Genomic DNA, 26,356 nt, shown 5'->3' with positions numbered 1-26,356 from the left:
AGCTGAGGAGCCCAGCGTCATGGTCCGTTACGTGTACGACTTCCACGAGGGCGGCCGTGACCTGGCCGACCTGCTCGGCGGCAAGGGGGCGAACCTGGCCGAGATGACCCGGCTGAGTCTGCCGGTGCCGCCCGGTTTCATCGTCACCACCGAAGCCTGCCGTGCCTTCCTCACCACCGGTGCCGAGCCGGAGGGGATGTCCCGGGAGGTCTCCCAGCACCTCACCGCACTGGAGGAGTCCGCCGGGCGCCGCCTGGGGCAGCCTGACGATCCGCTGCTGCTGTCCGTACGCTCCGGGGCGCGCTTCTCCATGCCCGGCATGATGGAGACGGTCCTCGACATCGGCCTCAACGACGACTCCGTACTGGGCCTGGCCAAGGCCTCCGGCAACGAGCGCTTCGCCTGGGACTCCTACCGCCGACTGGTACAGATGTTCGGCACCACGGTCATGGGTGTCGACTCCGCCCTGTTCGAGCAGGCCATGACATTCCTCAAGGAGACCCGCGACGTCCCGGACGACGTCCACCTCGACGCGAATGATCTCGCCCAGCTCGTGGAGACGTACAAGAACGTGATCCACCTGGAGACCGGCGAGTACTTCCCGCAGTCCCCCGCCGAGCAACTGCGCCGGGCGATCCTGGCCGTCTTCGAGTCCTGGAACGGCGAACGGGCACGCCTGTACCGGCGGCGCGAGCACATCCCGGACGACCTGGGCACCGCGGTCACCGTCCAGCGCATGGTGTACGGCAATCTCGGCCCCGACTCCGGCAGCGGCGTCGCCTTCACCCGCGACCCCGCCACGGGCCGCGCCGGCCTGTACGGCGACTACCTGTCCAACGCACAGGGCGAGGACGTGGTCGCGGGCATCCGCAACACCGTGCCGCTGGCCGAGCTGGAGCGCCTGGACACACGCTCGTACCGCGAGCTGCGCGCCCACCTGCGCACCCTGGAGAGCCACTACCGGGACCTGTGCGACATCGAGTTCACGATCGAGCGCGGACGGCTGTGGATGCTGCAGACGCGGGTCGGCAAGCGCACCGCCGAGGCCTCGTTCGCCATTGCCGCCGAGTTGGTCGACGAGGAGCTCATCACGCCGGCGGAGAGCCTGGCCCGGGTGAGCGGAGATGGTCTGGCCCGGCTGATGTTCCCCCGCTTCGACGCCTCCGCGACCGGCGAGGCACTAGCGCACGGTCTCCCGGCCTCGCCGGGTGCAGCGGTCGGTGCGGTGGTCTTCGACTCCGCCGAGGCGGTACGGCGTGCCGCGGCCGGCGAGAAGGTCGTACTCGTACGCCAGGAGACCACCCCCGACGATCTGCCAGGCATGGTCGCCGCACAGGCCGTGCTGACCAGCCGGGGCGGCAAGACCAGCCACGCGGCCGTCGTCGCCCGCGGCATGGGCAAGGTCTGTGTGTGCGGTGCCGAGGAACTCACCGTCGACATCGAGGTGCGCCGCTTCACCACCCGGGACGGCACCGTCGTCGAGGAGGGCACGGTCATCTCCGTGGACGGCTCCGCGGGTGCCGTGTACCCGGGCGCGGCTCCGCTGGTCGACTCCGAGGTCATGCGGTATCTGGAGACCGGCGAGCAGGGCGAGCGGGCGGCGGGGGTGGTCGACGCCGTGGCCGGCGCGCTGCGACAGGCCGACGGCATACGACGGCTGGAAGTGCGGGCCAACGCCGACACCCCCGAGGACGCCGCCCGGGCCCGCCGGTTCGGCGCCCAGGGCATCGGCCTGTGCCGCACGGAACACATGTTCCTCGGCGAGCGCCGCAAGCTGGTCGAGGAAATGATCCTCGCCACCACGGACGCTGCCCGTGACCGGGCGCTGGACGCGCTGCTGCCCCTGCAACGGCAGGACTTCATCAGCATCCTGGAGGCGATGAACGGCCTGCCGGTCACCATCCGCCTCCTCGACCCGCCACTGCACGAGTTCCTGCCCGACCGCACCGAACTCGCCGTCCGCATCGCCGCCACCGAGGCCAGGGGCGACACTCCGGATCCCCACGACACCGAGCTCCTCGACGCCGTGAGCCGGATGCACGAGGAGAACCCGATGCTCGGCCTGCGCGGGGTGCGCCTCGGCCTGGTGGTCCCGGGCCTGGTGGCCATGCAGGTACGAGCCATCGCGGAAGCCGTCGTGGAACGGACCCGGGCCGGCGGCTCCCCCGAGGCGGAGATCATGGTGCCGCTGGTCGGCGCCGTCGAGGAACTGCGCATCGAGCGCGACGAGGTGGAGCGAGTACTCGCCGTGGTCTCCGAAGAGTCCGGGATCCCCGTGTCCTGCCCGGTCGGCACCATGATCGAGCTGCCCCGGGCGGCCCTGACAGCGGGGCGGATCGCCGAGGAGGCAGAGTTCTTCTCCTTCGGCACGAACGACCTGACCCAGACCACGTGGGGCTTCTCCCGCGACGACGTCGAGGCGGCGTTCTTCTCCGCCTACCTCGACAAGGGCGTCTTCGCCGCCTCGCCGTTCGAGACGCTCGACCGCGAGGGCGTCGGCCGTCTGGTCGGGCTTGCCGTCGCCGAGGGCCGCGCCACCCGGCCGGACCTCAAGATCGGCGTCTGCGGCGAGCACGGCGGAGACCCGGAGTCCGTCCACTTCTTCCACACCGCCGGGCTCGACTACGTCTCCTGCTCACCGTTCGGTGTCCCGGTCGCACGCTTGGAGGCCGGCCGTGCCGCTCTCTCGGAGACGGAGGAAAGCGACAGCAGGTGAGGTAGCCCGAAGGGGCCGCGCCGAGAACGGCCGCCCGCTGTCCGCTGCCCGCACAAGAAAGTCGTCCGGCAACCGTTGAGGCCCCTCAGTGAACGACGGCCCGCGAGCTGGAAAGGGCACTTGGGTGAGCCGTCCACGCCGACGGCGCCAGTACAGGGCATCGAGGACCTCCACACCCGGCCGATCGGACACCCACGATCCATCCCCAGCCGCTCGATACCAGGACCACGGGACAGTGGGAGCGGTGCAGGCGGTTGTGGGCGACAGAGCCAGTACGTACGGTCTGGTCTCCACGGCGACCTCGGGGTAGCCGGACACCACGACGTGCGGACTCCTGGAAGGCGTGTGCCGCCGCGTCGAGGTTTCGCTCTCCAGACCGAGCAGCACCTCGCGGCCGTCGTCACAGCAGTGGTCGCCGCGGACGACCAGCAGCGGGCTGCGTGTCCGGGCTGCCTGGCGCAGGCTCACCGAGCCGAACGGCATGCCGGTGCCTGCCGAACCCCCGGGTCCCGACGACGGTGAGAACTGCGCCTTCGCCTTCCCGGGCCAGAGCCCGTACCGGCGTACCGCCTCCTCCGCCACTCAGTCCGGCGCCCGTACGCCGATCAATGAGCCGTCCATTCCTACGACTACGGATCGAGTGGTCATTGTCGTGTTTCCCTACTGTGCTTCCGCACTCGAAGCGCGTTGTCGTTCACAGCGCCCGCAGCCCGTGCTCCCGGAACTGCTCGCACACCCGGTCGACCAGCTCGGGGCCGGGCACGGGGGCGTCCCGCAGCGGGAAGGGGATACCGAGGGCGTCGTACTTGTGGGCGCCAAGCTTGTGGAAGGGCAGGACGTCCACCCGCTCGACGTTGCCCAGGCCCGCCAGGAACCCGCCCAGCCCGTCGACGGCTGCCGGGTCGTCGGTCCAGCCGGGCACGAGGACGTAGCGGATCCACATCGGGACGCCGAGCCGGTCCAGTCGGGTGGCGAAGTTGAGGGTCGGGGAGAGTTCGCCTCCGGTCAGGTTCCGGTAGGTCCGTACGTCGAAGGACTTGATGTCCAGCAGGACCAGGTCGGTGTCGGCGAGCAGTTCGTCGGTCGCGCGGGCTCCGAGGAAGCCGGAGGTGTCGAGCGCGGTGTGCAGACCGAGCTGCTTGCAGCGGCGCAGGATCGCGGCCGTGAACGCCGGCTGCAGCAGGGCCTCGCCGCCGGTGAGTGTCACTCCCCCGCCCGCTCTGGTGATGAAGGACCGGTAGTGCTCGATGCGGGCCGCGACTTCGTCGACGGTCGTCTCCTTGCCGTCGCGCATGTGCCAGGTGTCAGGGTTCGCGCAGTACAGGCAGCGCAGCGGGCAGCCGCTGAGAAAGAGGACGAACCGGGTCCCGGGGCCGTCCACTCCCGTGGACAGGTCCCAGGAGTGGACCCGGCCGGTCACGGCCTCGGTCGCGGTGTTCACAGCGATCCGTGGAAGGTGCGGCTGATCACGTCGAGCTGCTGCTCGCGGGTCAGGCGGACGAAGTTGACGGCGTATCCGGAGACGCGGATCGTCAGCTCCGGGTACTTCTCCGGGTGTTCCATGGCGTCCTCGAGCGTGGTCCGGTTCAGCACGTTGACGTTCATGTGGAAGCCGCCGGCGCCCATGTGGGCGTCGAGGATGCCGGCCAGGTTCCCGGCACGCTCGGCCGGGTCGTGGCCGAGGCCCTCGGGTGTGACGGTCGACGTGAGGGAGATGCCGTCCCGGGCCTCCTCGTACGGGATCTTGGCCACCGAGAGCGCGGAGGCGGCCATGCCGTGCCGGTCGCGGCCGTTCATCGGGTTGGCCCCGGGGGCGAAGGGGGCGCCCGCCCGCCGACCATCGGGGGTGTTGCCCGTGTGCTTGCCGTAGACGACGTTGGAGGTGATGGTCAGCACGGACTGGGTGTGCTCGGCATCGCGGTAGGTGGGGTGCTCGCGGACCTTGGCCATGAACGACTCCACCAGGTCCACGGCGATGCCGTCGGCGCGGTCGTCGTCGTTGCCGTACGCCGGGAACTCCCCCTCCGTGCGAAAGTCGACGGCGAGTCCGGTGGCATCCCGGAAGACCTTCACGCGCGCGTGCTTGACGGCGGACAGGCTGTCCGCCGCGACGGACAGGCCGGCGATGCCGCACGCCATGAACCGGTGCACCGGGTGGTCGTGCAAGGCCATCTCGATGCGCTCGTAGGCGTACTTGTCATGCATGTAGTGGATGACGTTCAGCGCGTCGACGTAGGTCCTGGCCAGCCAGTCCAGCATCCGGTCGTACGCCGTCCGCAGCTCGTCGTAGTCCAGGTACTCGCCGGTCAACGGGGGCATCGGGGGCGCGACCTGCTCGCCGGTCATCTCGTCCCGGCCGCCGTTGACCGCGTACAGCAGCGTCTTGGCCAGGTTGACCCGCGCCCCGAAGAACTGCATCTGCTTACCCACGGCCATCGCGGACACACAGCAGGCGATCGCGGTGTCGTCGCCGGTACGCGGGCGCATCAGGTCGTCGGACTCGTACTGGATGGCGCTGGTGTCGATGGAGACCTGGGCGCAGAACTCCTTGAAGCCGGACGGCAGCCGGGGCGACCACAGCACGGTCAGGTTGGGCTCGGGGGCCGGGCCCAGGTTGTAGAGGGTCTGCAGGAAACGGAAGGAGGTGCGGGTGACCAGCGGGCGCCCGTCGGTGCCGATGCCTCCGATGGACTCGGTCACCCAGGTCGGGTCCCCGGAGAACAACTCGTCGTACTCGGGGGTGCGAAGGAACCGTACGATGCGCAGCTTGATCACGAAGTCGTCGACAAGCTCCTGGGCGCGGGTCTCGTCGATGCGGCCCTCGTCCAGGTCTCGCTGGAGGTAGACGTCGAGGAAGGTGGAGGTGCGGCCCAGCGACATAGCGGCGCCGTTCTGCTCCTTCACCGCCGCCAGGAAGCCGAGGTAAAGCCACTGGACGGCCTCGTGCGCGGTGGCGGCGGGGCGGGTGACGTCGCAGCCGTAGGAGGCGGCCATCTCGGCGAGTTCCCCCAGCGCGCGAACCTGCTCGGCCAGTTCCTCGCGGTCTCGGATGACGTCCGACGTCGAGGGCTGCCCGTCCAGCAGCGCCCGCTCGGCCCGCTTGGCCTCGATCAGCCCGTCGGTGCCGTACAACGCGACGCGCCGGTAGTCGCCGATGATCCGGCCGCGGCCGTAGGCGTCCGGCAGCCCGGTGATGATCCCGGCCTTGCGGGCGGCGCGCATCTCGGGGGTGTAGGCGTCGAAGACGCCGGCGTTGTGGGTCTTGCGGTAGGTGCCGAAGACGCGTGTGACGAAGGGGTCGGGGTCGTATCCGTACGCCGTGAGTCCGTTCTCGACCATGCGCAGACCGCCGTTCGGCATGATCGCGCGCTTGAGCGGGGCATCGGTCTGGAGGCCGACGATCAGTTCGCGGTCGCGGTCGATGTAGCCCGGCGCGTGCGAGGTGATCGTCGAGGGGGTGGCGGTGTCGACGTCGAGGATGCCGTTGAGCCGCTCCTCGGGGAACAGGGCGCTCACCTTGCGCCAGACGGCGAGCGTGCGCTCGGTCGGTCCGGTCAGGAACTCGGGACCACCTTCGTACGGCGTGTAGTTGGCCTGGATGAAGTCGCGTACGTCGACGGCGTCGCGCCAGTGCGATCCGTCGAAGCCGCGCCACGCCTGTGCCGGCGCGGTCGCGCCGACCTCGGTCACCTGTGCGTGGGGTGCCATCGTCATCACTGCCTCCGCAACTCTCACGACGCCGCCGGCGGCGGCTTCACCGACCATGCTTGTCGCCGGCCGCGGCAGGCAGGAGGGCCACCGGGAACACGGCGTCCCGCCGTACGGCCCCTGTCCGGCAGGGCCGTTCGGCCCGGTCGCGGTGAGCGGTCGAGCGCCGGAGCCCGCCGGGCACGTCTGCGCTCAGGCGCTCAGGTCCACCCCGTGCCGTGTGCGTCCGGCGACGACTTCGCGGCCGGTGATCAGTTCGGGCTCGACACGCAAGAAGACCTCCCTGGGCGAGGGCGCCCAGGAGCACGGCCCGACCCGGCACAGCCGCGCGTGTTCGTCCGGATCTCTCACCTCGGTGGCCCGTCCGGTGCCGACGACGCTCCATCCGGAGTGCGCGAGGGCGTCCACCTCGTCTGCCTCGAAGGCGACTACCGCGCCACAGACCGCGCTGACCGGTTCCGAGTCCGCCGACGTGGATCTGTCGGAGGCCGCGTCGAAGCGCGCTCATGAGGTGGTCGGCGTCGGTGAAGGCAGTGTTGGCCTGGCTGCTGCGGCGCAGCAGTGACCAAATGCTTTCGACGGGGTTGAGGTCGGGCCGTAGGCCGGCAGGAAGTAGCAGGTGATCCAGTCATCGGTGTCGATGAACCCTCGAAGCCGGCGGTCTCGGTGGACGTTCAGGATGCCCCTATGTTGCGTCAAGCGCAGCATACGGGGCGCCAACAGCTGGGGTCCGCTGAATCTGACCGTAGAAGCTGTTGTCTTTCCGGGCTTGAGGACTGCGTTTCCGCTGGTCCGGCATAGGGTCGGCGATCTGGTGGGAGTTGTGGCCTGTCGTGCTGTCGCTGCCCGGGAGGTCGTGGATGCCGTCGGTGGTTGGGTTGTTGGAACAGCGTGAGCTGGGTGCTCGCCGTCGTGTTGACGAGCTGCGGGAGGAAGCTGACCGCGTCCAGGCCGAATTGGCCGTGGCCGAGCGAGAATGGAGGGAGTGGGCCATCGCCTGCTCGCGGGTCGGCGAGGTACTGGCCCCCGTGGACGAGGGTGGGCAGCATCCCGCCCGGGCCGAAGGGACCGCGCTGGTTGCGGGGGAGCAGTCCGGAAAGACGCCGCGGGTGCCGGAGGCAGCGAAGACGAAGTCGCAGGTTCCGATGTGGCGTGAGGGGCTGGCCTGGTCGGTGCTGTCGGTGGACTACCAGCGCATCCTGAGGGCGCTCGCGGACCGGGTCCGGCTCCATCAAGGGCCGCTGACCTGCCAGGAGATGGCCGCGGCGTTCGGCATGGACGTGGTGCCGGCACGGGTGGAGGCGCTGCGGTCGAAGGCGAAGCGCCTGGTCGCGCGGGGCTGGCTGGCCGAGCAGCAGCCAGGCCGGTTCACGCTGGCTGCGGGTGTGGCCGGGCCAGGCGGCGGGTCATGAGCAGCGCCATCGACCAATAGATCATCGCCTCGGCGCTGGTGGTGCGGCGTTCGTAGTCGCGTGCGAGGCGGCGGGTGCGCATCAGGTGGGCGAAGAGGCGCTCGACGATCCACCGCTTGGGCAGGACCACGAAGCCGCGCGTGTCGTCGCTGCGTTTGACGATCGCCAGGACCAGGGCGAGCACGGTGAAGCAGTGGGCGACGAGGGGCCCAGTGTAGCCGCCGTCGGCCCAGACCAGCTCCAACTGGTGGTGTGCATCGGTGACTTGCCGCAGCAGGACCTGGGCGGCGGCACGGTCGCCGACATCCGCGGCGGTGACCATCACGCCCAGCAGCAGGCCGAGGGTGTCGACCACGACGTGCCGCTTGCGCCCGTTGACGAATTTGCCGCCGTCGAAGCCGCGGCTGTCGGAGCCGACGACGGCGTCCGCTTTGACGGACTGCGAGTCGATCACCCCGGCCGACGGCTCCGCATCCCACCCCAGCCTCTCGCGGATCCTCGCACGCAACCGGTCGTGGAACTCCTTGACCAGGTCGTGGTCACGCCAACGGCGGAAAAATGCGTAGACCCGGTCCCATGGCGGGAAGTCGGCCCGCATCGCCCGCCACTTGATGCCATTGTCGTCCAGGTAGCGGATCGCATCGAGTATCGCCCGGTGGCAGTACGCCTCCGGCTGCCCGCCCCGGCCGCGCATCCAGCCAGGCACCGGCAGCAACGGCCGGACCGCCGCCCACTCCGTGTCCGTCATGTCCGTCGGATAACGCGACTGCCGAAACCCGTTGTCGGCGGCGTTTCCGAACCGGTGAGCCAGACAGTCACACTCCCAGGTGACCGCACTGGACTGCCCGGCCATCGGCACGCAAGACTGCTGCACCAGGGCCTCCTGCTGCTCGGTGATTCGACACCAACGAGCCGTCAGGAGGCCCTGCTCGTATGCGCCCAGCGCCCCGCTACCACCCGATCGGGACTGCCGTTCGAGCGCATCTCTCAAGATCGGAAAGACAACAGCTGCTCAGGTGAGGTTGCTGACCCAGCCGGAGCATGAACCTCCCGTGATCGTCTTGGTCGACCAGTGGCCCAGGCAGATGCGGAAGCGGATTGTGGCATCCTCGGGGAAGTCCTTGTTCTTGTAGCGCACGGCGCCAAAGCCGTCAGCGTTGAAAATGGAGCCCGATCTGTTCCCCACTTCCCAGTCCACGACGGCCGAAGAGCCATCCGAGTCAAAGTCGGAAACCGAGAACCAGTCACCGGCGGGAGAGAAGCAAGCCTGGTACCTGTTGGCGCCATCATAGTATTTATTGACGCACTTCGCCCAAAAAACATCATTGCCGGACTCAGTGGCGGTTGCGCGCTCAACTTCGGCGGCGGCGTTTGCCTGGGTGACGGTGAGGAGAAGGGCAGCGGAGAGGGTGCCCGCGACGGTGCTTATACGTTTGAGCGAGCGGTTGTCAATCACAGGGTTCCTTCTGCGGGTGGTGTCCAACGAGGCGTTGGCGAGCTGTCAAGGCTACGCATGAGGCATTCGTTGATCAAGCATCTGTTCGATACGGCCGCTTTGTCTGAGTGGACGAGCGCCACTTGGCGGACGCATCCCTACACACGCTCGGGACAGCGAGCGTGTGCAGAAGCCGTTGCCTTTCCGAGAGTGCGGGTGTGATTCCGCTGGTCAGCTGTAGGGGTGGTGTTTCGGCGGGAGGGACGGGTTGTTGTGTCGTCTCTTGGGTGGAGGTGCCGGGATGCCGTCGGTGATGGGGCTGCTGGAGGAGCGTGAACGCGTCGCTCGGCAGCGGGTGGATGCTCTCCAGGCCGAGCTGCGGGAAGCGGAGGCGGTGTGGGAGCGGTTCGTGATTGCTCGTGAGACGGTGGGTGAGGTTCTGGCGGAGCCTCGCGGAGGCGAGGACGTGGTGCCGGTCGTGGTGGCCGGCGAACGGCCGGTGCAGGTCAGGCAGGCGGTGCCCGGCTCAGTGGTGCCGCACTGGGAGGCAGGGCTCGCCCCGGCGGTTCTCGCGCCGGACTACCAGCAGATCATGGACGTCCTGGCTGGCGGGAACGGGATGCGCGGGGAGGCGATGGACTGTCGTCAACTCGCGGCCGGTCTCAGGCTGGAGCCGGTCCCGGCGAAGGTGGAGGGGGTGCGGTCGAAAGCCAAGCGGCTGGCCGCGCGGGGCTGGCTGGCGGAGGAACGTCCGGGGCTGTTCAGCGTGCCCGTCGGGCGAGGCGGCGGCTCATGACCGTGCTCATCGCCCACTTGATCACTGCCTCCGAGGTGTCGGTGCGTGTCTCGTAGTCGCGGGCCAGCCGGCGTGAGTGCATCAGCCACGCGAACGTGCGCTCCACCAGCCACCTCTTCGGCAGCGCGGTGAACCCGCTGGTGTCGTCGCTGCGTCTGACCACGGTCAGCGCGATCCGCCAGGCGTCGCGGGCGAGGTCCACCAGGCGCCCGGTGTAGCCGCCGTCGGCCCACACCCGCGTGACGCGCCAGTGCCGTTCACGCAGCCGGGCCAGGAGTGTCTGCCCTGCGTCCCGGTCGGTGACCGAGGCCGCCGTCACCATCACGGCCAGCAGCAGTCCGAGGGTGTCCACCACGATGTGCCGCTTGCGGCCGTTGACCTTTTTCCCGCCGTCGAAGCCCCTGGTCGCGCCCGGCACCGACGCGGCTGCCTTCACCGACTGCGCATCGATGATGCCGGCCGTCGGCTCCGGGTCCCGGCCCGCAGCTTCTCGCACCCGGTCGCGCAGCCGGTCGTGGAACTCGGCGGTCAGGCCCTTGTCCCGCCAGCGCCGGAAGAAGGCGTAGACGCGGTCCCACGCGGGGAAGTCCGCAGGCATCGCCCGCCAGGTGATACCGCCCGCGACCAGATACCGCACCGCATCGACCATCTGCCGGTGGCAGTAGCTCTCCGGTTGCCCGCCGCGGCCCTCGAGCCAGCCGGGAACCGGCATCGCGTCGCGCACGACGGCCCACTCCGCGTCGCTCATGTCGGACGGATATCTCGGTCGCCTGTACGGCCGGTCCGCAGCGTTCCCGAACCGGTGAGCGAGACAATCACACGACGGGGACGCCGAGTTGGACGCCATCGACGCCAGCACGGAAGACTGCAGCACCAGGGGCCTCCTGTTGCTCGTTTGGATTCGACACCCACGAGCTGTGCGGGAGGCCCCGCTTTCATGCCCGGTCGGCCACGAGATCACCCGACCGAGTCGACGACCTCGAACTCACGCCCACCAAGATCGATACAGCAACAGCCTCGTAGATCTCGCGAGCAACGTAGCATTTGAGGCAACGGATGATCTCGCGTTTCGACATGCCTTGCTTGGTGCGTCTTCGAGGTAAAGACGTGTGCGGGTGTCACGGCGAAGGCGAGTGATGACGATGCGGTAGAGGGCAGCGTTGACCTGCCGGTTTCCTCCGCGGTTCAGTCTCCGTCGCTGCGTCTTTCCGGAAGACTGCTCGACCGGGCTGACGCCGCAGAGAGCGGCGAACGATGCTTCGCTGGCCAGCCGTTCCGGATTGTCGCCGGCTGCGATCAACAGGGCTGCGGCGCTGTCGGGCCCAACCCCGATGATGTCCAGAAGCTCCGGCCGGCACCGACGAACGGCCTTCGTGACCCGGCGGGCGAGTTCCTTCACCTCAGCGGTCAGCTGCTGGATGCGCCGGGCCAGCAGCCGGAGCGTGAAGACGGCGGCGTCGCCAGCGTCTGGGAGATCGGCGCACGTGGCGATCTGGGCCGTGTTGCTGAGGTCGGACAGTGCCTCGCGCAGCACGGGATCATCGACGCCCTTGTCGCTGCGAGCCTCAAGTGCTGGGCGGACAAGGCGTATCAAGGAGCCGGCAGGCTCGTCAGGTCCCGTTTCGGGGCCGCCGCCTCAAGCGGTGGAAGCGTCGCCACAACACCACCCACGCCAGGATCCGCTGCGTCGGCGAGCAGGCCATGGCCGCTCTCAAGGGCCGGCGCCCCTGCGGAAGCTCCGCTGCAGCACCAACCGCATCACCGACGTGGTGAAGGCAGTCCTCGTCCTTCACCACCCGTCAGCGTGAGGTGGGAAAACGCTCGTTCAAAGTTGGCGAAGCGTCAATCGAGTTGTCGGAGTGCTTGAGCCACCCGTTCGTTGAATTGCTCGTAGAGTTCGTCGAGGAGCAGATTCGACTGCTTGGCTGCATCCAGAGTCGGAGCCCAGACGAGCTCCCTCGCCACAGTGCGGGTTTCACGCGCAAGTGTCCGCAGATCGTTGTCGAAGACTCGGGCGCGGGCGACCTGTAGCCGGATCTCGGCGTCTGACCAACCGACTGCGGTTGGCGTCTCCCACAGCCGCGCCGGCCAGCCGGATGTTTCACCCATCCGCTCCAACTGTCGATCTTGCTCGGCGTACACGGCCTTGATCATGTCTGCCACTGCGTCCTGAAGGGCTGTGATGCTCTCGCGCTGGAAGGCGTCGCGTCGTGCCCGGCTTGCTTCGGCGCGTTCATGCTCACGTGCCTCGCGTTCACGTCTGCCCACCAGTTCTACCTGGTACACGGCGACGACGGACGTCGATACCGACCCGAGCAGGACACCGACAAGCCCGAAAACCGCCTCAGCCGCCATGTCTTGATTCTGAGGCAAGGCTACGAGGCCACATGCACTCATCCGGCAAATCCGGTAGCCGACGGACAACCGAGCCTCCTCCGGACTGGCGCCTCCTGCGGAAGCTCCGCTGCTGCCCCAACCGCATCACCGACGTGGTGAAGGCAGTCCTCGTCCTTCACCACGCGTCAGCGTGAGGTGGGAAAACGCTCACTCACTGGCAGCCTGGATTCCTTGATCGAGTTCTTGATGAGACGGACGCTGCGGCCGAGGCGTTCGGCGTCCGCGCTCGGCCTGAGTAATGTGCGCAGGACACGGTGTCCGCTCGCCTGGGCAACTTCGAGAACCCGGGCTGCCGGTGAGAGCCACACCCGATCTCCGAGAGCGAGGCCGTAGGCCATGAACGGGATACAGGCCACCGTGCATGTGCCGTCCGTGTGGCAGCGACTGCACGAGCGGCCGTGAACACGGGGTCCTGGTGGCCATCGGCAACGGCTGGACGAACACGGAGATCGCCGAACGGCTCGTTCTGTCCGAGTCCACGGCGAAGAAGCGCATCGGCCAGGTCCTGTCCAAGATCGGTGCCCGGGACCGGGTACAGGCTGTGATCGTCGCGTTCCACACCGGGCTGGTGAAAGTCGGTAAGTCCGCCCGGCGTCTGCCTAGACCACCATCAGGCGCTCACTGATCGGGGGCCATGATCGCGGGATCAGCCTGACAACAGAACGTCCGACCCACGCCGCGCGCCGTGCAGGCGCGATGGGGCCGGCGCCGCACGGCCCGAGGACCACGAGCACTACTGCGGCAGGCCGCGAGAACAGCCCTGCCACCGTCCATGCCGTCCATTGCCGACGACCGGCGACGGGATAGGTCCGTCGCCGGTCGCTGCATCCCGGCCGGGTGCTGCCGGTGGGTGAATTACTCCTCCGGGTGGTGCAGTTCGATGTCGAAGGCGTCTGTTCCGGTTCCGTCGATCCGCAGGGAACCGGACTTGGGCGGGAATCCACTGGCGGTGACGGTGTAGTCACCCGAATTCAGATCGGCGAATCCGTAGGCGCCGTCCTCGCCGGTCGTGGAGGTGTCGACCACGTTGCCCGCCGCGTCGAACAGGACCACTCGCGCGTCGGCCAGCGGCCTCCCGTCGGCGCCGGCACGTACGGTGCCATGGACTCGTGCGCCAGCGGCGAGTTCGAGCTCGCGTGCGGGTTTCGGTACGACGGGGCCCTTGTCAGAGGCGAATTCGGAGTCGACGTCGGTGTCGGAGTCGGCGTCCGGGATCGCGTCGGTCAGTGGCTTCTCCGGGAGGAAGAAGGAGAGCACGAAGCAGGCCGCGAACAGGATCGCCAGGTACGCGAAGATCGGGGTGAGTGCGTGCTGGTAGCTCTCGATCACGGCGTCCTGCACGGGGCCGGGCAGCGAGTGGACCAGTGCGGGGGTGAGCGATTCGGTGTCACCCACGGCGCCTTCGGCAGCGGCCGGGATGTTTGCGGCGAGCTGGTCGGCGAGGCGGTCGGCGAAGACCGCGCCGATCGCGGCGGTGCCGATGGTGGCGCCGATCTCGCGGAAGAAGTTGTTCGACGAGGTGGCCGTGCCGACATCGGAGGCCGGGAAGGCGTTCTGCACTGCGACTACGAGGTTCTGCACCGTCAGACCGATACCGGCGCCGAGTACGAAGATGTAGGCGCAGAGCTGCACCAATGGGGTGTCGACCTCGAGGGTCGATATCAGCCAGGCCGCGACGGTGATGACCGCGGAGCCGAGGATCGGGTAGATCTTGTAGCGGCCGGTGCGGCTGACCAACTGCCCCGAGGGGAACACGGTGGCAATCAGACCGACGATCATCGGGATGAGCAGCAGACCTGACTCGGTGGCGCTCTTGCCGTACACCATCTGCATGTACGTCGGCATGTAGACGATCAGAGCGAACATCCCGATTCCGATGCCGATCATGCCGAGCAGGGTGGCGATGTTGAAAATCTTGCTGCGGAACAGGCGCAGCGGAATGATCGGCTCGGTGGCGCGGCTCTGGGAGAGGATGAACAGCACCCAGGCGAGCACCGCGCCGCCCCCGAGCCCGAGGATGACCGGGTCGGTCCATTCGTACTCGGTGCCGCCGAAATCGGCGACCAGGACGGTGCAGGTCACAGCGGCGGCCATGAGAACGAAGCCGAGCCAGTCAAAGGACACCTTCGTCGCCGGCCGCGGCAGCCTGAGGGTGAAGAAGCAGACGGCGGTGGTCGGTGAACCAGCCGCCGAGCAGCGGCCCCACCACCGACGCGAGCCCGAAGACGCCGCCCATCGGCGCCATGTACTTGGCGCGCTGCCTGGTCGGCACCAGGTCCGCAATGATCGACTGACACAGAATCATGAGTCCGCCGGCGCCGAGACCCTGGATGCTGCGGCCGACGATGAGGGTGGTCATGTCCTGCGCGACGCCGGTGCCCGCCGATCCCGAGATGAAGATCGCGACGGCGCCGAGGAAGAGGGACCGTCGGCCGATCAGGTCACCGAGGCGGCCGTAGACCGGCATGACGATAGTGGCCGCGAGGATGTAGGCGGTGGTGACCCAGGCCATGTCACTGACGCCGTTGAGCTCGCCGACGATGGTCGGCAGCGCGGTACTGATGATCGTCTGGTCGAGCGCGGCGAGCAGCATGGCCACCATCAGGCCCGCGTATATGAGGCCGAAGTGGGGTGGCAAAGCGGCCTTGGAGGGCGGCGACGGGGTGACGGTTTCACTCATGGGCATCGGGTGCTCCAAGGTTCTCAGGAAACGTACGGAAGTGCCGGGCACGGGTGGGGTGGGCGACCAGGGGCCTGAGGCGTTCCAAGGTCAGGGAGTCAACAGGGTGTGCATCAGGTCCATGGCTCTGCGGATGTAGGGCACCATCGAGTCGTCGCCGTGGCCCGGTTCGGCGGCCGACCAGCGTTCAAGTCCCGTGCGCACAGCCGCAATCGCGAGGGAGGACATCAGTTTCGGCACCTCGTCGTGTTCATCGACGCCGAGGCGCTGTGCGGCTGCGGCGGTCACCCCCTGCTGGAATGCCTCGATGCCGGCGAGGAGAGCGGTGCGCACGACCGGGCTCTGCAGTGCCAGCTGCCGCACGGCATGCATCTCGGCGCGCTCGGGGGGATTCTGGGCCAGTTCCGTGACAAGGAACTCGGTCAGGTCTGCGAGCACCTCGCGCGGATGGCCTGGCCCGGGGGCCACGAAGGCGTCCACGCCTGCAGCGCTGAGCGTCGGCAGACCGCGTACGACCGCGGATTCCTTGTTGGGAAAGTAGTTGAAGAAGGTCCGCGTCGATACGCCTGCTTCCTCGCTGATCATCTCGACGGTGATCTTCTCGAAGCCGTGTTCTGAGGCCAGGCGCAGGGCCGCGGCGTGGATCTCCTGAAGCGTCTCGCGCTTCCTGCGCTCGCGCAGGCTCTCGGTCTTCTTAGCCATGAGGACATTCTTGCATGACGTGCAAACTTTAGCCAGCGTGCAATAATTGCACATCGTGCATGAATTTGGGCGGCGTCACTGGGCGGGCGTCACGGACGCGCAGAAGCCCCGCGCACCCGCGTGCTGACCGCGATCAGAGGGTGCTTGGCCTCCTGCATGGCGACGGCGACCTCGATCACGTGCGGCGCCGAGCCATGTGGCGTAGAGATCCAAGCGCTGCCGGAGGCGAAGCCGCACGGCCCGTCTCTCGAGGCTGGCGGAGTTGAGCGCGCTGGCGAGGGAGGTAGGTGTCCGTGCATCGCCCCGCTCCCGGTGAGGGGCACCCGAGTTGGTGGGCGGTATTCCTCGCGAAGGCGCCGCCGCCGATCGACGCCGACTGCTGGGGTCGCTGACCCCAAGCGATCGGGATCCGCTACGACTTCGGCGTGGGGCCTGAACTGCTCGGCCGACGGCTGCGGGACATGGGGCTGAAGCGGGGTCGCCTCTACCAGCTGATGCACGGCGGCCGCGGGCTGCTACTCGACCAGACCGGCCGCCTCTCAGTGGCAGGCTGGACAGATCGAGTCGACGACGTCGCCGACATCAGCGAGGAACTGGACGCGCCCGCGGTGCTGCTGCGGCCGGACGGCCACGTGGCATGGGTCAGTGAGGATCAGCAGGATCTGCTCCACCGGCTTCCCCAGTGGTTCGGCGCTGCGGTCAACTGAGCGCTCGGCGCACGAAAGTCCACCGAGCCTGCCCGGACAGAGCAGGTACGCAAAGCTGTCACTCGCAATGGGGACGCTGTACCCGCTCCAGGCCACTGACCAGTACTGACGCGAAGTGGGAGGCGGCCAACTCTGTCCCTCAGAGTTGCCCCGTAATCGCTGGTCACGCGTTACCCAAACGCCCTCATGCCGGCTGGGGTCAGCGGGGTCGTCATTGGGTCTTGATGCACAGGTCCCGGATGTACCAGTCCAGACGTGTCCCGTCCTCGCCGTGTGTGTGCTTGCCGGGGATGAACCCCGCCCGCCGGGCGACTGCGGCAGAGGCGGCGTTCTCCGGCTCTACCCGGATCACCGCCTCCTTCCCGCCCTCACTTGCCGCGTACCGCGAGACCAGGAGGACCGCGCGGGTGGCCAGGCCGCTCCCCCTCCAGGACGGGTAGAGGCCGTAGGCGACATTCACCTGGCCGGGAGCCAAGCCCTCTGCTGCGAACCGTAGATCGATCGTCCCCGCGAGCGTCTCGTCGGCGCCTACCCGGATGCCGAAAGCGCGCAGTGGCCCGGCGGTCTCCCACTGTTCCCGGCAGTGCCGGATGTACTCTTCGACGCCGTTGCGTGTGCCGGGACCGCCGCTGAGCCAGCGAACCAGCGGCTCATCCTCCCCCGCGAGGTGCGCCTCCGCATCGTCCAAGCGCAGCGGGGACAGAGCAATGATCCCGTCGGACAGCTTCACTTCATGCATCCGGCGATTCTTGACACCGGAGCTGCATCGCGCCATCGGATTCCGCCGGGGGTCGCACAGAGCCACCACCACAGAGGATGATCTTGGTGTGGCTGGTGTGATCACGGCGTCGGATCCGTCCTGGATAGCCCCGTTCACCGGGCTGAGCCCACGTCAGTTCGGCAAGCTGATCACCGCGTTGCGGCGCGAGGATGCGGATCCGGTGTGCAAGGGCCGACCGTGGAGCCTGCCGCTGGAGGACCGCGTGCTGCTGGTAACCGCGTACTGGCGAGGCTCCCACGCCATCTTCCGGGCCGCCAGCCGTCTCTCGCGCGGCGGGCCGCTCGCGAGCGGCCCGTCGCGCGGCCGGCACGGCCCGGACGTCCGGGTAGACGGGGTAGGCCGCGCCCAACAGCCCGCCCCCGTCGGCCGGGATGATGCCGGTTGCCGTCTGCTTCGGGGTGTCTTCGCAAGACTGAAGGGCCGGTTGGCGTTTCTCGGATTTCGTTCAGGGCGGGAGGTGCCGGCGTCGGGCCGAACGGGCATCATCCGGTGGGCGTCTGACGGGGGAGAAAACATGCAGGGAGATCCTGGCACACCAGGACCGGCCACCAGCGGGATGCACGTCGCTCCGCTCGTACTCAAAATCCTCATCACGGTCGTCGTGAGCATGGTCGCGTACGCTCTGACCAACCTGGTGAAGCAGTCCGGCGCCGAGCTGTGGAAGATCGCGGTGGCCGTCGTCATCGGTGGGGCCGCTCTCATCGTGCAGTACATGGTCGACTTCGAGCAGCGGCTGGGCGCGGTCGAGACCAGTCATGTGGAGCACAGTCGCCGGCTGGAGGAGCACTTCGACCACCTCAGTGACGCAGCCGCCGTGCTGAGCGATCTGGACGAGGCAGGAATGAGCACCAGTGACGCCAAACGCCTGATCAAGAACCTGAGGCGGCTCGGTCAGCAGGGCCCGGAGATTGTGAAGGCGTTCGCCCGCTCTGAGGTCGAGAGCCTCGCCTCCGTCGTCACCGACCTGACCGGGATGAGCGCGCACTGGCCACGGGACAACAACGAGTGGCTCATCCGGCTCACGCAGTGCGCCCAGCGGACCATCGACGCCACAAGCAGCTCCGTCGACCAGCGCTTTTGGGGCACGGACTCGGCGGGGCCGTACCTGGACGCCCAGACCGAGGCGATGGGGGTGCGCCGGGTCACGATCCGCCGTCTTTTCATGGTCAAGGAGTCCGAGGCGAACGACCCGCTGGTCATGGACCGGTTCACCCGGCTGTGCCAGGCTCAGCTCAGTGTGGGCATCATCGTGCGCTACCTCGTTCTCCCGCCCTCCCCCGTGGAGCAGCCGCATCCCGGGCCGGCCTCGCGGGATGTCGTCATCTTCGACACGGATCTGTATCTGGAGTTCGAACCGGACCAGCTGGGAGTCAACGTGAAGACCACACTCGACGCGCAGCGCGAGAGGGTCAACCGCCAGGTCAGATGGTTCAACGCCCTGTGGGTGCGGGCTCAGGAGGTCGCTGCGGATCCTGAGCCGGCGTCATGAGCAGCGCGCGCTGCCGGCAGGGGTTCGGTGTCCTCGTGTTCTCGCTCGAAGCAGCCCTTCTGCGCTGAAGTGCTCCTGTCGCGGGCTGCCGATCCAGCTGTGCTCGTCCGTCAGTCGAGTACCGGTTGGCTCAGCCGCTCAGCCACAGCCGCATCAGCAGGCGGTCGGCCCCCGGGCCGAAGTAGTTCTCGTGCAGGGTGGGTTCGCCGACGAAGCCCAGGTTCTCGTAGAGGAGGATCGCCGGTTTGTTCGCGGGAGCGACGGTGAGGACGACTTCCCGTACCCCGAGGCCTCGGAGTCTGCACAGCACTTCTTCCATCAGCAGGCGTCCGAAGCCCTGGCCGCGCTCGTCCGGGGTGATCCCCAGGCCGAGGACCCAGCTGCGGCTCAAGTCGGGTGCGGTCCCGCAGAGGACGTAGCCCATGAGAGCGATGCCGTCGTCGAGAACCAGCAGGTGGTCGGGGTAGACGTCGAACATCTGGCGGAGCACGAAGTAGGGGTAGGGCTCCTCGGGAAACGACACCCGGTCGAGGAGGGACAGCTCTTGGAGATCCTCTTCTCGGACATGGCGTATTCGGAGGCGCCTTGATGTTCGACGGGAGGGCACCGCGGCCATTTCACCCCCTGGTGTGAAAAATGAGGTGCTCATTGACCACTTGAGAATGAATCGACTCAGCGTTCGATCAGGATGATGGTACGTTGCCGATGCAACAAGCGACTTCAAGGCCAAGTCTGCTTGTCGATATGCGTATTTTCCGGCCAGGATGCCACTGCTCCGCTTACACTCTGCCTTTGTTCCCTGGCGCTGCCCCATGTACGCTGGTGCGATGCATTTCCCAGCCCCGGTCGACGCGTCTGTCCGAAATGATCAGGCGCCCTGGAATAAATTCGACAACAAGGCCTATGTTGCACAGAACTATCTTGATCTCCTGCCTGCGGATGCAGAGATCCTTTCCATGGTGGGCAGTCACTTCAGCCGTCACTTCGAGAACAGGGGTGAGGGTGCGGGAAGTCCGGTTCTGGGCATTGACATGGGCGCTGGCGGGAATCTCTACCCGGCGCTGGCGATGCTTCCGTGGTGCAGAAGGATCACCCTTTTTGAACGGGCTCCGGAGAACATCGAATATTTGCGCAAGCAGCGCGACCGGATGGACCAGAACTGGGATGCCTTCTGGAAAGTACTGTGCCATGAGAAGGTCTACGCCGATCTGGATTCGAAATGGAAGAATGACTTCCGCGATGTGGCCCGCGTAGAGCAGGGAAACTTGTTCAAGATGGGACGGCGGAACCGGCTCGGGTTTCGGAGATCGGCGGGCAAATACCAGATCGGAACGATGTTCTTCGTGGCCGAATCCATCTCCACCTCGCTGGACGAGTTTCAGCAGGCTGTCGACTGCTTTATGAGCGTTCTCGCGCCCGGTGCCCCCTTCGCCGCCGCGTTCATGGAAGGTTCACGCGGGTACGACGTGGGCGATGAGCACTTCCCGGCCTGCGATGTCGACAAAGAGCAGGTCGAGAACGCGCTCGCCCCCTACGCGCGTAAGCCGGAGATGGTGCGCCTGAGCGATGCGGACCATCTGGTGCGGCCCGGTCACACGGGAATGATCCTCGCATGTGGAGTGCGGCGTTCCGGGAAGTGAACCTCCCCTTCCGTCCGCCGGTGGCAAAGAACGGCCGGTGTGCGGGACGACCTGGTTGAAGGGCTGGGAATGGAGATCAAGCCGAGAGCTCATCTGCTCCAGATCTGGGAAGCGATCGCGCGGCACTCCTTCGACGACGGGCGTTTCGCCTGGGGCGACTCCGGCGGGCGCAGCAGCGTCGCGGACGCCGAGCGGCTGCTGAGCCTCATGTATCCGGCCACCGAGATCCCCGAGTTCCGTCTCGACGAGCCGGACACCACGCAAAAGGACGTGCAGCGCGCCCTGCGCCTGGCAGGGGGGCGCACCGAGATCCCCGCGGCCCTGATCGCGGCCCTCAGCGAGTTCATGCGCAACCACGCGGAGGAGGACGGCACTCCCACCTTCGGCGGCGGCTACTACTTCAGCACCCCCGACCCCGACGCGGAGATCACCACAGAGCAGCGGGACCTAGGCGTAGTCGACTCCTTTTCCATGTCCGTCACTCTCTGCCTCGCCACACTCGGCTTCCTCGACAAGTTCAGCGGCCCCACCGTCCGATCCGACCTGCGTGCAGCAGTCAAGGACCTCAGGGAAGCGACGAGCAAACGGCTCACCGCAGCGATGGTCGGTCTACTGCGGTCCTTCACCGTCAGCGTGTTCGACGCCGACACCACCCCGGGACGGCGGCTGAGCCGGACCCTGGGCCAGCGCAGGCTCTCCGAGCGGGCGGTCCTGCGTCAGTTCCAGGAGCGCTTCGAGACCCTGCGCGCCACCATCGGCAACCGCATCACGCTCGGCGTGGACGTCGAAGACGGCCTCAAGGACCCCGGGATGATGTTCGAATGCGGCTGGGCCTGGGGCGTCGTCAAGGACGCCCCGCCCGTCACCCGCACCGACAAGGACGGCACGGAACAGCACATCGGCCGCCAGAGCGTCGGCGTGGCGGACCCCATTCCCTATCTGTACTTCACCGTGGTCGCCCTCGACGGCATCCAGGACCTGTCCTCCGACCGCACCCTCGCCCTCGGCCTTCTCGACCAGGAGCAGCAGACACTCGCCGAGGCCCTGCGGCTGCGCTGGACCGTCACCCGGGAGTACTGGTCCGCCCTCGCCCGATTCAGCACCGACCGGTGGCCGCTGGAGGACATCCCTTGGCGCGTCACCCACCAAAAGCTCGAATCCGAGTACTTCTCCCTCTCCGTGGCGTCCCTCGTCGTCCACGACCTGGTGCGCAGCCGGGCCGGTGACGAGGACTTCGCCCGCACCGCCGAGGTCCTCACCCGGCTCGCCGAGCGCGGCCGCATCACCAGCCCGCTCACCCGCGACGACTCCGCTCTGGAACTGCACAGCCCCGGAGTCGTCCTCCCCCTCCAGGGCAGCGAGCAGCTGGGCCCGCCGCTGGAGTGGACGGTCACCGATTTCTCCGCGCACCTGCTCAAACGCACCGTCCAACTCGCCACCTACTCCCGCAGCGCCGCCATCCAGGACAAACTGCTGGCGCTGGCGGAGGAGACCTTCGACCACCTCTGGCAGCGGCGCATCTCCGACGGCGAGGGCACTGACCTGTGGGACGACGCCCAGGCGGTCTTCCCCACCGCACCCAAACGCGAGGGCTCACCCTCCTGGAGCATGACCGAGCGCCTCACCGAGTGCATGGTCGCCGCGTACAACTTCTACGACCGCAAGCCCGTCGGCAGCCCCGAACTCGGCTCCTTCGCCACCGCGTTGCTCAGCGAGGCCACCCACCGCTTCGGGCGGGAGCAGATGCGGTCCGCCGTGCTCTCCGACAGCGACCACGCCAAGTCCTTGCGCACCATCGAGATCCGGCTCCGCAGAGCACGTGAACTCGTCGGCGACCAACCCGGCACCGCCGGCGCGCTCGCGCTGTCCGTGCTCGGTGAACTCGACACGCTCGCCCAGGCCCGCAGCGCCGCCGCGGGCGAGGTGTGGCGGTGATCGTCTTCGCCGCCTCCGACAAGGGAGGCACCGGCCGTTCCGTCACCAGCGCGAACCTCGCCTACCAGCGAGCCCTCGCCGGTGACCATGTGGCCTACGTCGACTTCGACTTCGGCTCACCCACCGCACCCGCCGTTTTCGACGTCCCCGACATCTTGCGCGGCACGGGCGAGGGCGGCCTGCACTCCTATCTGGAGGGCACCGCCCCCGAACCGGCCCGGGTCGACGTCTGGCGCCGCACCGAACACCCCGTACTGCGACGCAACACCATCGGAACCGGACGGCTGATGCTGTTCCCCGGCGACGTCAGCGGCGGCGAGTTCGTCACGGACGAGGACTCGGTCCAGCGATGCGTGGACCTCTTCCTGCGCCTGCACGGCGAGTTTGACGTGATCCTGGTCGACCTGAGTGCCGGACGCAGCTATGCCATGGACATGGTCCTGGAAGCCACCGCACGGCCTGAACTGCGCAACGTCCCGCACCGCTGGGTGGTCTTCCACCGCTGGACCCGACAACACGTCATCGCCGCCGCAGGGCTGGTCTACGCCGCTCGCGGCCTCCTGGAGGGCGGTGCGGAACTCGGCCACGACAAGGACGCGCTGCGGGCCGTGATCCGCTTCGTCCGGGCTGCCGTACCCGACCCCGACTCCTCACTGTGGTCGCACGTCTCGCCCGCCCAGTCCGCCTGGATGCAGATGTACGACGAACGACTGCGCCGTCTCGCCTCCGAACTCGGCGTCGGTGACACGGTGTTGCTGGGCACCGTACCGCTGGAGCCGATCCTGCTGTGGCAGGAACAGCTGATCACCGAGGAAGAGGTCGTCGCCACCAAGATCGCTAACAAGGAGACGCTGGACGCGCTGGAAGCAATCGCCGGGCGCCTCACCGACGACACCCACTGGGGGAAGCCGTGACCGACGTCTTCCGGGAGACCACCGCACAAAGCCGCACCACGGCGGTACCGCTCTCCCATCTTTCCCTGGAACTCGGCCACTTGTACATGGAGGACCTGGAAGGCGGCCCGGATCGTCTGCGTGAGCTCTTCACCCGGGTCCGGCCCTGGGCGGACGCGGCCCGCGCCGACACCGCCGCCCGCACCGGCGTCGCCCGGCCACGCATCAGCACCTGCTTCCTCGTCGACGACTACTTCAGCCGGTTCTCCACTCCGGCCGAACTCCTCCCCCTCGTCGTCGACGCGGCCGAGCAGGCCGGCCTCGTCATCGACTATCTGGCCCGCGAATCCTCCTGCGCGGTCGCCGACAAGGTCCCCCTCGCCCAGTCCGTCGCACACCGCCTCGTCGAATCGCCGCCCCCGGGCAGCTACGGCGCCCGCCCGCCCGTCAGTGAGTCCGGCTGGCTCGCCAACGGACAGCGAACCCCCTCCGGGCGATCCCAGGCCATGCGCAGGACGGCCCCCTGGCAGCCGCCCAGCGAGACCGCAGCCCGCCGCCACTCCGTCTTCCTGGACGTCGAACTCTGGGACGACGACAAGGACGGCAACCGCACCTGGTCCTGCCCCCTCCTCGCCGCCGTCTGGCAGCTCGCCCGCCTCGGCCTCCTGCGCAACGAAGGCGAACCGGTCCTGCTCCCGCGCTCCGCGAGCCCACGCGGCCACCCCCGGAGCTGGGACGAACTGCCGCCGCTCACCCAGCTCAACCCCGCCGCCGCCCCCTTCAGCGCCTACCGCACGTGCTCCGTGCTGCCCGCCCGGTTCCTTCCTGTCGAACACGCGGTGAGGATCATCCTCGACCAGACCGACGTCGACACCGGATCCGTCGAGCAGATCGCCGCCCGTGCACGCGCGGACGGCATCACACCCCCGGAATCGGTGGCCGACCGGGTGTCCTACGTCTTTTGTCCGGAGCCGTCCAGGTGACGGCCCCGCCGGACACGCCCCCGGCCCTCCCGGTCCTCGCCTGCGGGGAGATCCGCACCTGCGTGCTGCCCTCGCTGAACCCCTTGGACGCCCGTGCCGCCGCCCAGCTGTTGCGGCTGCGCCCGGACGAACGCGTCCTGGTCTCCGAACGCCCCAACCTCTACGTGCGCTCCCCGCAGACCCTCACCGGCGTCGACTGCCGGATGCCCACCTCCAACGGGGCCAAGGTACGCGTCGTCGGCACGGTCGCCACCCGCGCCGCCCTCACCGAGGGCCGGATCCTGCAAAGCAGCGCCCATGTTCGGGCCCTCGCCCGAGGCCCCGAACGGCGCCGCCCCTGGGGGCACTACCTCATCCATCCCGGAGTGCTCGAACCCCTGGGCCGGCTTCCCGAACACGAGGCGGCTCAAGGTGTCCTCGACGGTGCCGGACGCGGCGAACTCGACCTCGGCCTGATCGCGGACGGCATCCTCACCCCCCTGCTCCGGCACCCGCTGCTCGACCAAAAGGCCCCCCTGAAGTCCCGCCACACCAGGCTGCGTTGGGCCGCCCGGCAGACCGAACCGGGACAGGGACCGGTGATCGAGGAATTCACCCTCGCCGAGGACGACCTGCGCACGGTCCGGCTACGGGTGCCCTCCAGCACCGCCCCGGCCGCCGTCGCCGCCCTGTGCGAGGACCTGGCGCTGCACGACTGGCTCCTCACCACCGTCGTGCGCCTCCTCGACGGCAGACTCGGCCCGGCCGAGGGCCCCGACGCGCTCACCGCACTGCGACCGGCCGTCGAGCACCTGATCCACCTGTGGATGCCCGCAGCCCGCGGCGACCACGTGCTTCGGGGACTGTGGAACGTCCTCGAGCAAAACCCCGGATTCACCCGCCAGTGGGACAACCTCGTCCAGCGGATCCGGGACCGCCTTGCCCTGCTCAACGCCTTGACGAGGCAACCCATAGGCCCTTAACGACGGGGGAGACGACATGAACGGAGCACCAGCGACCACCACCACCACACCCGCGAACCCGGCACCACCGTCCCCCGACCCGACGCCCCAGCGGCCCGACAACAGGGGACTGCGGATCCCGCCAGTCCTTATGAAGACCCTGGTGACCTCCGTGGTCTTCGTCATCGCCCTGCTCGTCACCAACGCGGTCGACGCGCACCAAGGTGCGGGCGACGTGTGGAACCTGACCGCCTCCATCGTCATCGGCGGCGCGGCCCTCATCGTGCAGTACCTCGTCGACTTCGAGAAACGTCTGGTGGAGATCGAGGGCAGCCAGGCCGAGCTGATCCGCGACGTCAAGAACAACCTGATCAGCCATCATGTCTCCCTCACCACCCTGGTCGACGACCGGTTCCGGCAGATCAACGCGGCGACCGAACTGTTCAGCAACGTCGACCGCTCAGTGCTGCGCTCGGACGCGGTCATCAAACTCGCCCGCCGGGCCACAGAGTGCGGCGAGCTCAACAACGAGACCGTGAAGACCTTCGCCAGCGAGGAGATCGAGCGCCTGGCCGGGCTGCTGGAGAACCTCAGCAACCGCAGCGCGGACTGCCTGGGAGAGAACCAGGACTGGCTGATCGATCTCACCCGCTGCATCAAGCACAGCCTCGACGCAACCAGCACCTCCGTCGACCGGCACTTCTGGGGCAGCGAGCCCGCCGCCCGCTATCTGGAGGCGCAGAGCGACGCCCTGGCGCGAGGTGTGGAAGTCCGCCGGCTGTTCCTCGTCGACGACGAACAGCAGATCGACGCGGAAGTGCTGGCACTGTGCGCCAACCAACGAGCCCTCGGACTCGACGCCCGCGTGGTGGCCCTCTCCCAACTGCCGCCCTGGGCACGGCTCGGCACCCAGTGCGACTTCATCATCTTCGACCGGGAACTGAGCTACGAAATCGACCAGGACACCAAGGACGTCAACGCCAAGACCACACTCAACGCCCGCCCCGCCCACGTCGAACACCGACTCAGGCAGTTCACCCGCCTGTGGGACGCCACAACGAGCCTGCCGGACCAGGGCATTCCGCAGCCCGACCCAGCAGGATCGGACTGACGCGGTCAGCTGGCTGAACCCATCCGGAAT

At 68.1% G+C, this 26,356-nt stretch carries 20 protein-coding genes and 9 pseudogenes; 14 read left to right on the top strand and 15 right to left on the bottom strand.

Going from position 1 to position 26,356, the window contains the following annotated elements; all coding sequences use genetic code 11:
• Window positions 1-19 precede the first annotated feature (19 nt).
• Window positions 20-2,716 carry a pyruvate, phosphate dikinase gene (gene ppdK / locus ABKA17_RS43580; RefSeq protein ID WP_353697968.1) on the top strand — a complete coding sequence of 899 codons (2,697 nt, stop codon included), beginning with the start codon at window positions 20-22 and terminating at the stop codon, window positions 2,714-2,716.
• Between the two features lie 694 nt (window positions 2,717-3,410).
• On the opposite strand, the gene pflA is transcribed toward ppdK, so the two are convergent.
• From pflA to ABKA17_RS48040, 4 genes and pseudogenes are all read right to left on the bottom strand, one after another.
• Window positions 3,411-4,157, bottom strand: a complete 747-nt coding sequence (gene pflA, locus ABKA17_RS43575) for a pyruvate formate-lyase-activating protein (protein WP_353697967.1) — start codon at window positions 4,155-4,157, stop codon at window positions 3,411-3,413.
• Complete coding sequence (gene pflB, locus ABKA17_RS43570) at window positions 4,154-6,430, bottom strand: formate C-acetyltransferase (protein WP_353697966.1); 2,277 nt, start codon at window positions 6,428-6,430, stop codon at window positions 4,154-4,156. The genes pflA and pflB overlap by 4 nt, the downstream gene beginning before the upstream one ends.
• A gap of 186 nt (window positions 6,431-6,616) precedes the next feature.
• Window positions 6,617-6,898 (bottom strand): annotated as a pseudogene (locus ABKA17_RS43565) (pyridoxamine 5'-phosphate oxidase family protein); the annotation flags it as partial.
• 1 nt (window position 6,899) lies between these two features.
• A pseudogene (locus ABKA17_RS48040) lies at window positions 6,900-7,102 on the bottom strand (transposase); the annotation flags it as partial.
• A gap of 182 nt (window positions 7,103-7,284) precedes the next feature.
• Between ABKA17_RS48040 and ABKA17_RS43560 the strand changes: the two are divergent.
• Window positions 7,285-7,836 (top strand): hypothetical protein, encoded by a 552-nt coding sequence (locus ABKA17_RS43560; protein ID WP_353697965.1) that lies wholly within the window; start codon window positions 7,285-7,287, stop codon window positions 7,834-7,836.
• Here ABKA17_RS43560 and ABKA17_RS43555 read toward each other — a convergent pair.
• Window positions 7,793-8,584: an IS5 family transposase gene (locus tag ABKA17_RS43555; protein ID WP_353697964.1), complete on the bottom strand. Its 792-nt coding sequence runs from the start codon at window positions 8,582-8,584 to the stop codon at window positions 7,793-7,795. The two genes, ABKA17_RS43560 and ABKA17_RS43555, sit on opposite strands and share 44 nt — an antisense overlap.
• Before the next feature lie 264 nt (window positions 8,585-8,848).
• A complete protein-coding gene (locus ABKA17_RS43550; RefSeq protein WP_353697963.1) occupies window positions 8,849-9,292 on the bottom strand; it encodes a hypothetical protein in 444 nt (147 codons plus the stop codon).
• A gap of 280 nt (window positions 9,293-9,572) precedes the next feature.
• Between ABKA17_RS43550 and ABKA17_RS43545 the strand changes: the two genes are divergently transcribed.
• Window positions 9,573-10,067, top strand: a complete 495-nt coding sequence (locus tag ABKA17_RS43545) for a hypothetical protein (RefSeq protein ID WP_353697962.1) — start codon at window positions 9,573-9,575, stop codon at window positions 10,065-10,067.
• Here ABKA17_RS43545 and ABKA17_RS43540 read toward each other — a convergent pair.
• Together ABKA17_RS43540 and ABKA17_RS43535 are read right to left on the bottom strand one after the other, a co-directional pair.
• Window positions 10,033-10,815 carry an IS5 family transposase gene (locus ABKA17_RS43540; protein ID WP_353697961.1) on the bottom strand — a complete coding sequence of 261 codons (783 nt, stop codon included), beginning with the start codon at window positions 10,813-10,815 and terminating at the stop codon, window positions 10,033-10,035. The genes ABKA17_RS43545 and ABKA17_RS43540 overlap by 35 nt on opposite strands.
• 187 nt (window positions 10,816-11,002) lie before the next feature.
• A pseudogene (locus ABKA17_RS43535) lies at window positions 11,003-11,607 on the bottom strand (transposase); the annotation flags it as partial.
• Here ABKA17_RS43535 and ABKA17_RS43530 point away from each other — a divergent pair.
• Window positions 11,599-11,875: pseudogene (locus ABKA17_RS43530) on the top strand (transposase family protein); the annotation flags it as partial. The pseudogenes ABKA17_RS43535 and ABKA17_RS43530 sit on opposite strands and share 9 nt — an antisense overlap.
• Before the next feature lie 34 nt (window positions 11,876-11,909).
• On the opposite strand, the gene ABKA17_RS43525 reads toward ABKA17_RS43530, so the two are convergent.
• Window positions 11,910-12,422 carry a hypothetical protein gene (locus ABKA17_RS43525; RefSeq protein WP_353697960.1) on the bottom strand — a complete coding sequence of 171 codons (513 nt, stop codon included), beginning with the start codon at window positions 12,420-12,422 and terminating at the stop codon, window positions 11,910-11,912.
• Window positions 12,423-12,508: 86 nt separating this feature from the next.
• Here ABKA17_RS43525 and ABKA17_RS43520 point away from each other — a divergent pair.
• Window positions 12,509-12,598: pseudogene (locus tag ABKA17_RS43520) on the top strand (IS5/IS1182 family transposase); the annotation flags it as partial.
• Here the strand turns inward: ABKA17_RS43520 and ABKA17_RS43515 are convergent.
• Window positions 12,590-12,823: pseudogene (locus ABKA17_RS43515) on the bottom strand (DUF4265 domain-containing protein); the annotation flags it as partial. The pseudogenes ABKA17_RS43520 and ABKA17_RS43515 overlap by 9 nt on opposite strands.
• A gap of 38 nt (window positions 12,824-12,861) precedes the next feature.
• Between ABKA17_RS43515 and ABKA17_RS43510 the strand changes: the two are divergent.
• Window positions 12,862-13,089, top strand: a pseudogene (locus ABKA17_RS43510) (response regulator transcription factor); the annotation flags it as partial.
• 230 nt (window positions 13,090-13,319) lie between these two features.
• Here ABKA17_RS43510 and ABKA17_RS43505 read toward each other — a convergent pair.
• From ABKA17_RS43505 to ABKA17_RS43495, 3 genes are all read right to left on the bottom strand, one after another.
• Window positions 13,320-14,558, bottom strand: coding sequence for an MFS transporter (locus ABKA17_RS43505; protein ID WP_353697959.1), 1,239 nt, complete (start codon window positions 14,556-14,558; stop codon window positions 13,320-13,322).
• Between the two features lie 19 nt (window positions 14,559-14,577).
• Complete coding sequence (locus ABKA17_RS43500; protein ID WP_353697958.1) at window positions 14,578-15,144, bottom strand: MFS transporter; 567 nt, start codon at window positions 15,142-15,144, stop codon at window positions 14,578-14,580.
• Window positions 15,145-15,234: 90 nt separating this feature from the next.
• Complete coding sequence (locus ABKA17_RS43495) at window positions 15,235-15,846, bottom strand: TetR family transcriptional regulator (RefSeq protein ID WP_353697957.1); 612 nt, start codon at window positions 15,844-15,846, stop codon at window positions 15,235-15,237.
• A 398-nt stretch (window positions 15,847-16,244) separates the two neighbouring features.
• On the opposite strand from ABKA17_RS43495, the pseudogene ABKA17_RS43490 reads away from it, so the two are divergent.
• A pseudogene (locus ABKA17_RS43490) lies at window positions 16,245-16,553 on the top strand (aromatic-ring hydroxylase C-terminal domain-containing protein); the annotation flags it as partial.
• 211 nt (window positions 16,554-16,764) lie between these two features.
• Here ABKA17_RS43490 and ABKA17_RS43485 read toward each other — a convergent pair.
• Window positions 16,765-17,292, bottom strand: a complete 528-nt coding sequence (locus ABKA17_RS43485) for a GNAT family N-acetyltransferase (protein ID WP_353697956.1) — start codon at window positions 17,290-17,292, stop codon at window positions 16,765-16,767.
• Between the two features lie 88 nt (window positions 17,293-17,380).
• Here ABKA17_RS43485 and ABKA17_RS43480 point away from each other — a divergent pair.
• Window positions 17,381-17,563, top strand: a pseudogene (locus ABKA17_RS43480) (IS5/IS1182 family transposase); the annotation flags it as partial.
• Between the two features lie 1,390 nt (window positions 17,564-18,953).
• On the opposite strand, the gene ABKA17_RS43475 reads toward ABKA17_RS43480, so the two are convergent.
• Window positions 18,954-19,439 (bottom strand): GNAT family N-acetyltransferase, encoded by a 486-nt coding sequence (locus tag ABKA17_RS43475; RefSeq protein WP_353697955.1) that lies wholly within the window; start codon window positions 19,437-19,439, stop codon window positions 18,954-18,956.
• Between the two features lie 211 nt (window positions 19,440-19,650).
• Between ABKA17_RS43475 and ABKA17_RS43470 the strand changes: the two genes are divergently transcribed.
• From ABKA17_RS43470 to ABKA17_RS43445, 6 genes are all read left to right on the top strand, one after another.
• Window positions 19,651-20,463 carry an SCO2525 family SAM-dependent methyltransferase gene (locus ABKA17_RS43470; protein ID WP_353697954.1) on the top strand — a complete coding sequence of 271 codons (813 nt, stop codon included), beginning with the start codon at window positions 19,651-19,653 and terminating at the stop codon, window positions 20,461-20,463.
• Between the two features lie 69 nt (window positions 20,464-20,532).
• Window positions 20,533-22,398, top strand: a complete 1,866-nt coding sequence (locus ABKA17_RS43465) for an SCO2524 family protein (protein WP_353697953.1) — start codon at window positions 20,533-20,535, stop codon at window positions 22,396-22,398.
• A complete protein-coding gene (locus tag ABKA17_RS43460) occupies window positions 22,395-23,312 on the top strand; it encodes an SCO2523 family variant P-loop protein (protein WP_353697952.1) in 918 nt (305 codons plus the stop codon). The genes ABKA17_RS43465 and ABKA17_RS43460 overlap by 4 nt, the downstream gene beginning before the upstream one ends.
• Window positions 23,309-24,274: an SCO2522 family protein gene (locus ABKA17_RS43455; protein WP_353697951.1), complete on the top strand. Its 966-nt coding sequence runs from the start codon at window positions 23,309-23,311 to the stop codon at window positions 24,272-24,274. Before ABKA17_RS43460 ends, ABKA17_RS43455 begins: the two co-directional genes overlap by 4 nt.
• Complete coding sequence (locus ABKA17_RS43450; RefSeq protein WP_353697950.1) at window positions 24,271-25,236, top strand: SCO2521 family protein; 966 nt, start codon at window positions 24,271-24,273, stop codon at window positions 25,234-25,236. Before ABKA17_RS43455 ends, ABKA17_RS43450 begins: the two co-directional genes overlap by 4 nt.
• A gap of 16 nt (window positions 25,237-25,252) precedes the next feature.
• Window positions 25,253-26,326 (top strand): DUF6879 family protein, encoded by a 1,074-nt coding sequence (locus tag ABKA17_RS43445; RefSeq protein ID WP_353697949.1) that lies wholly within the window; start codon window positions 25,253-25,255, stop codon window positions 26,324-26,326.
• The last annotated feature ends 30 nt before the right edge of the window (window positions 26,327-26,356 follow it).

The organism is Streptomyces sp. RG80 (genome assembly GCF_040446465.1).
In the GTDB taxonomy this organism is placed as follows: Bacteria; Actinomycetota; Actinomycetes; order Streptomycetales; family Streptomycetaceae; genus Streptomyces.
The sequence above is the reverse complement of the archived record's forward strand: the minus strand, read 5'-3'. Positions and strand labels throughout refer to the sequence as shown.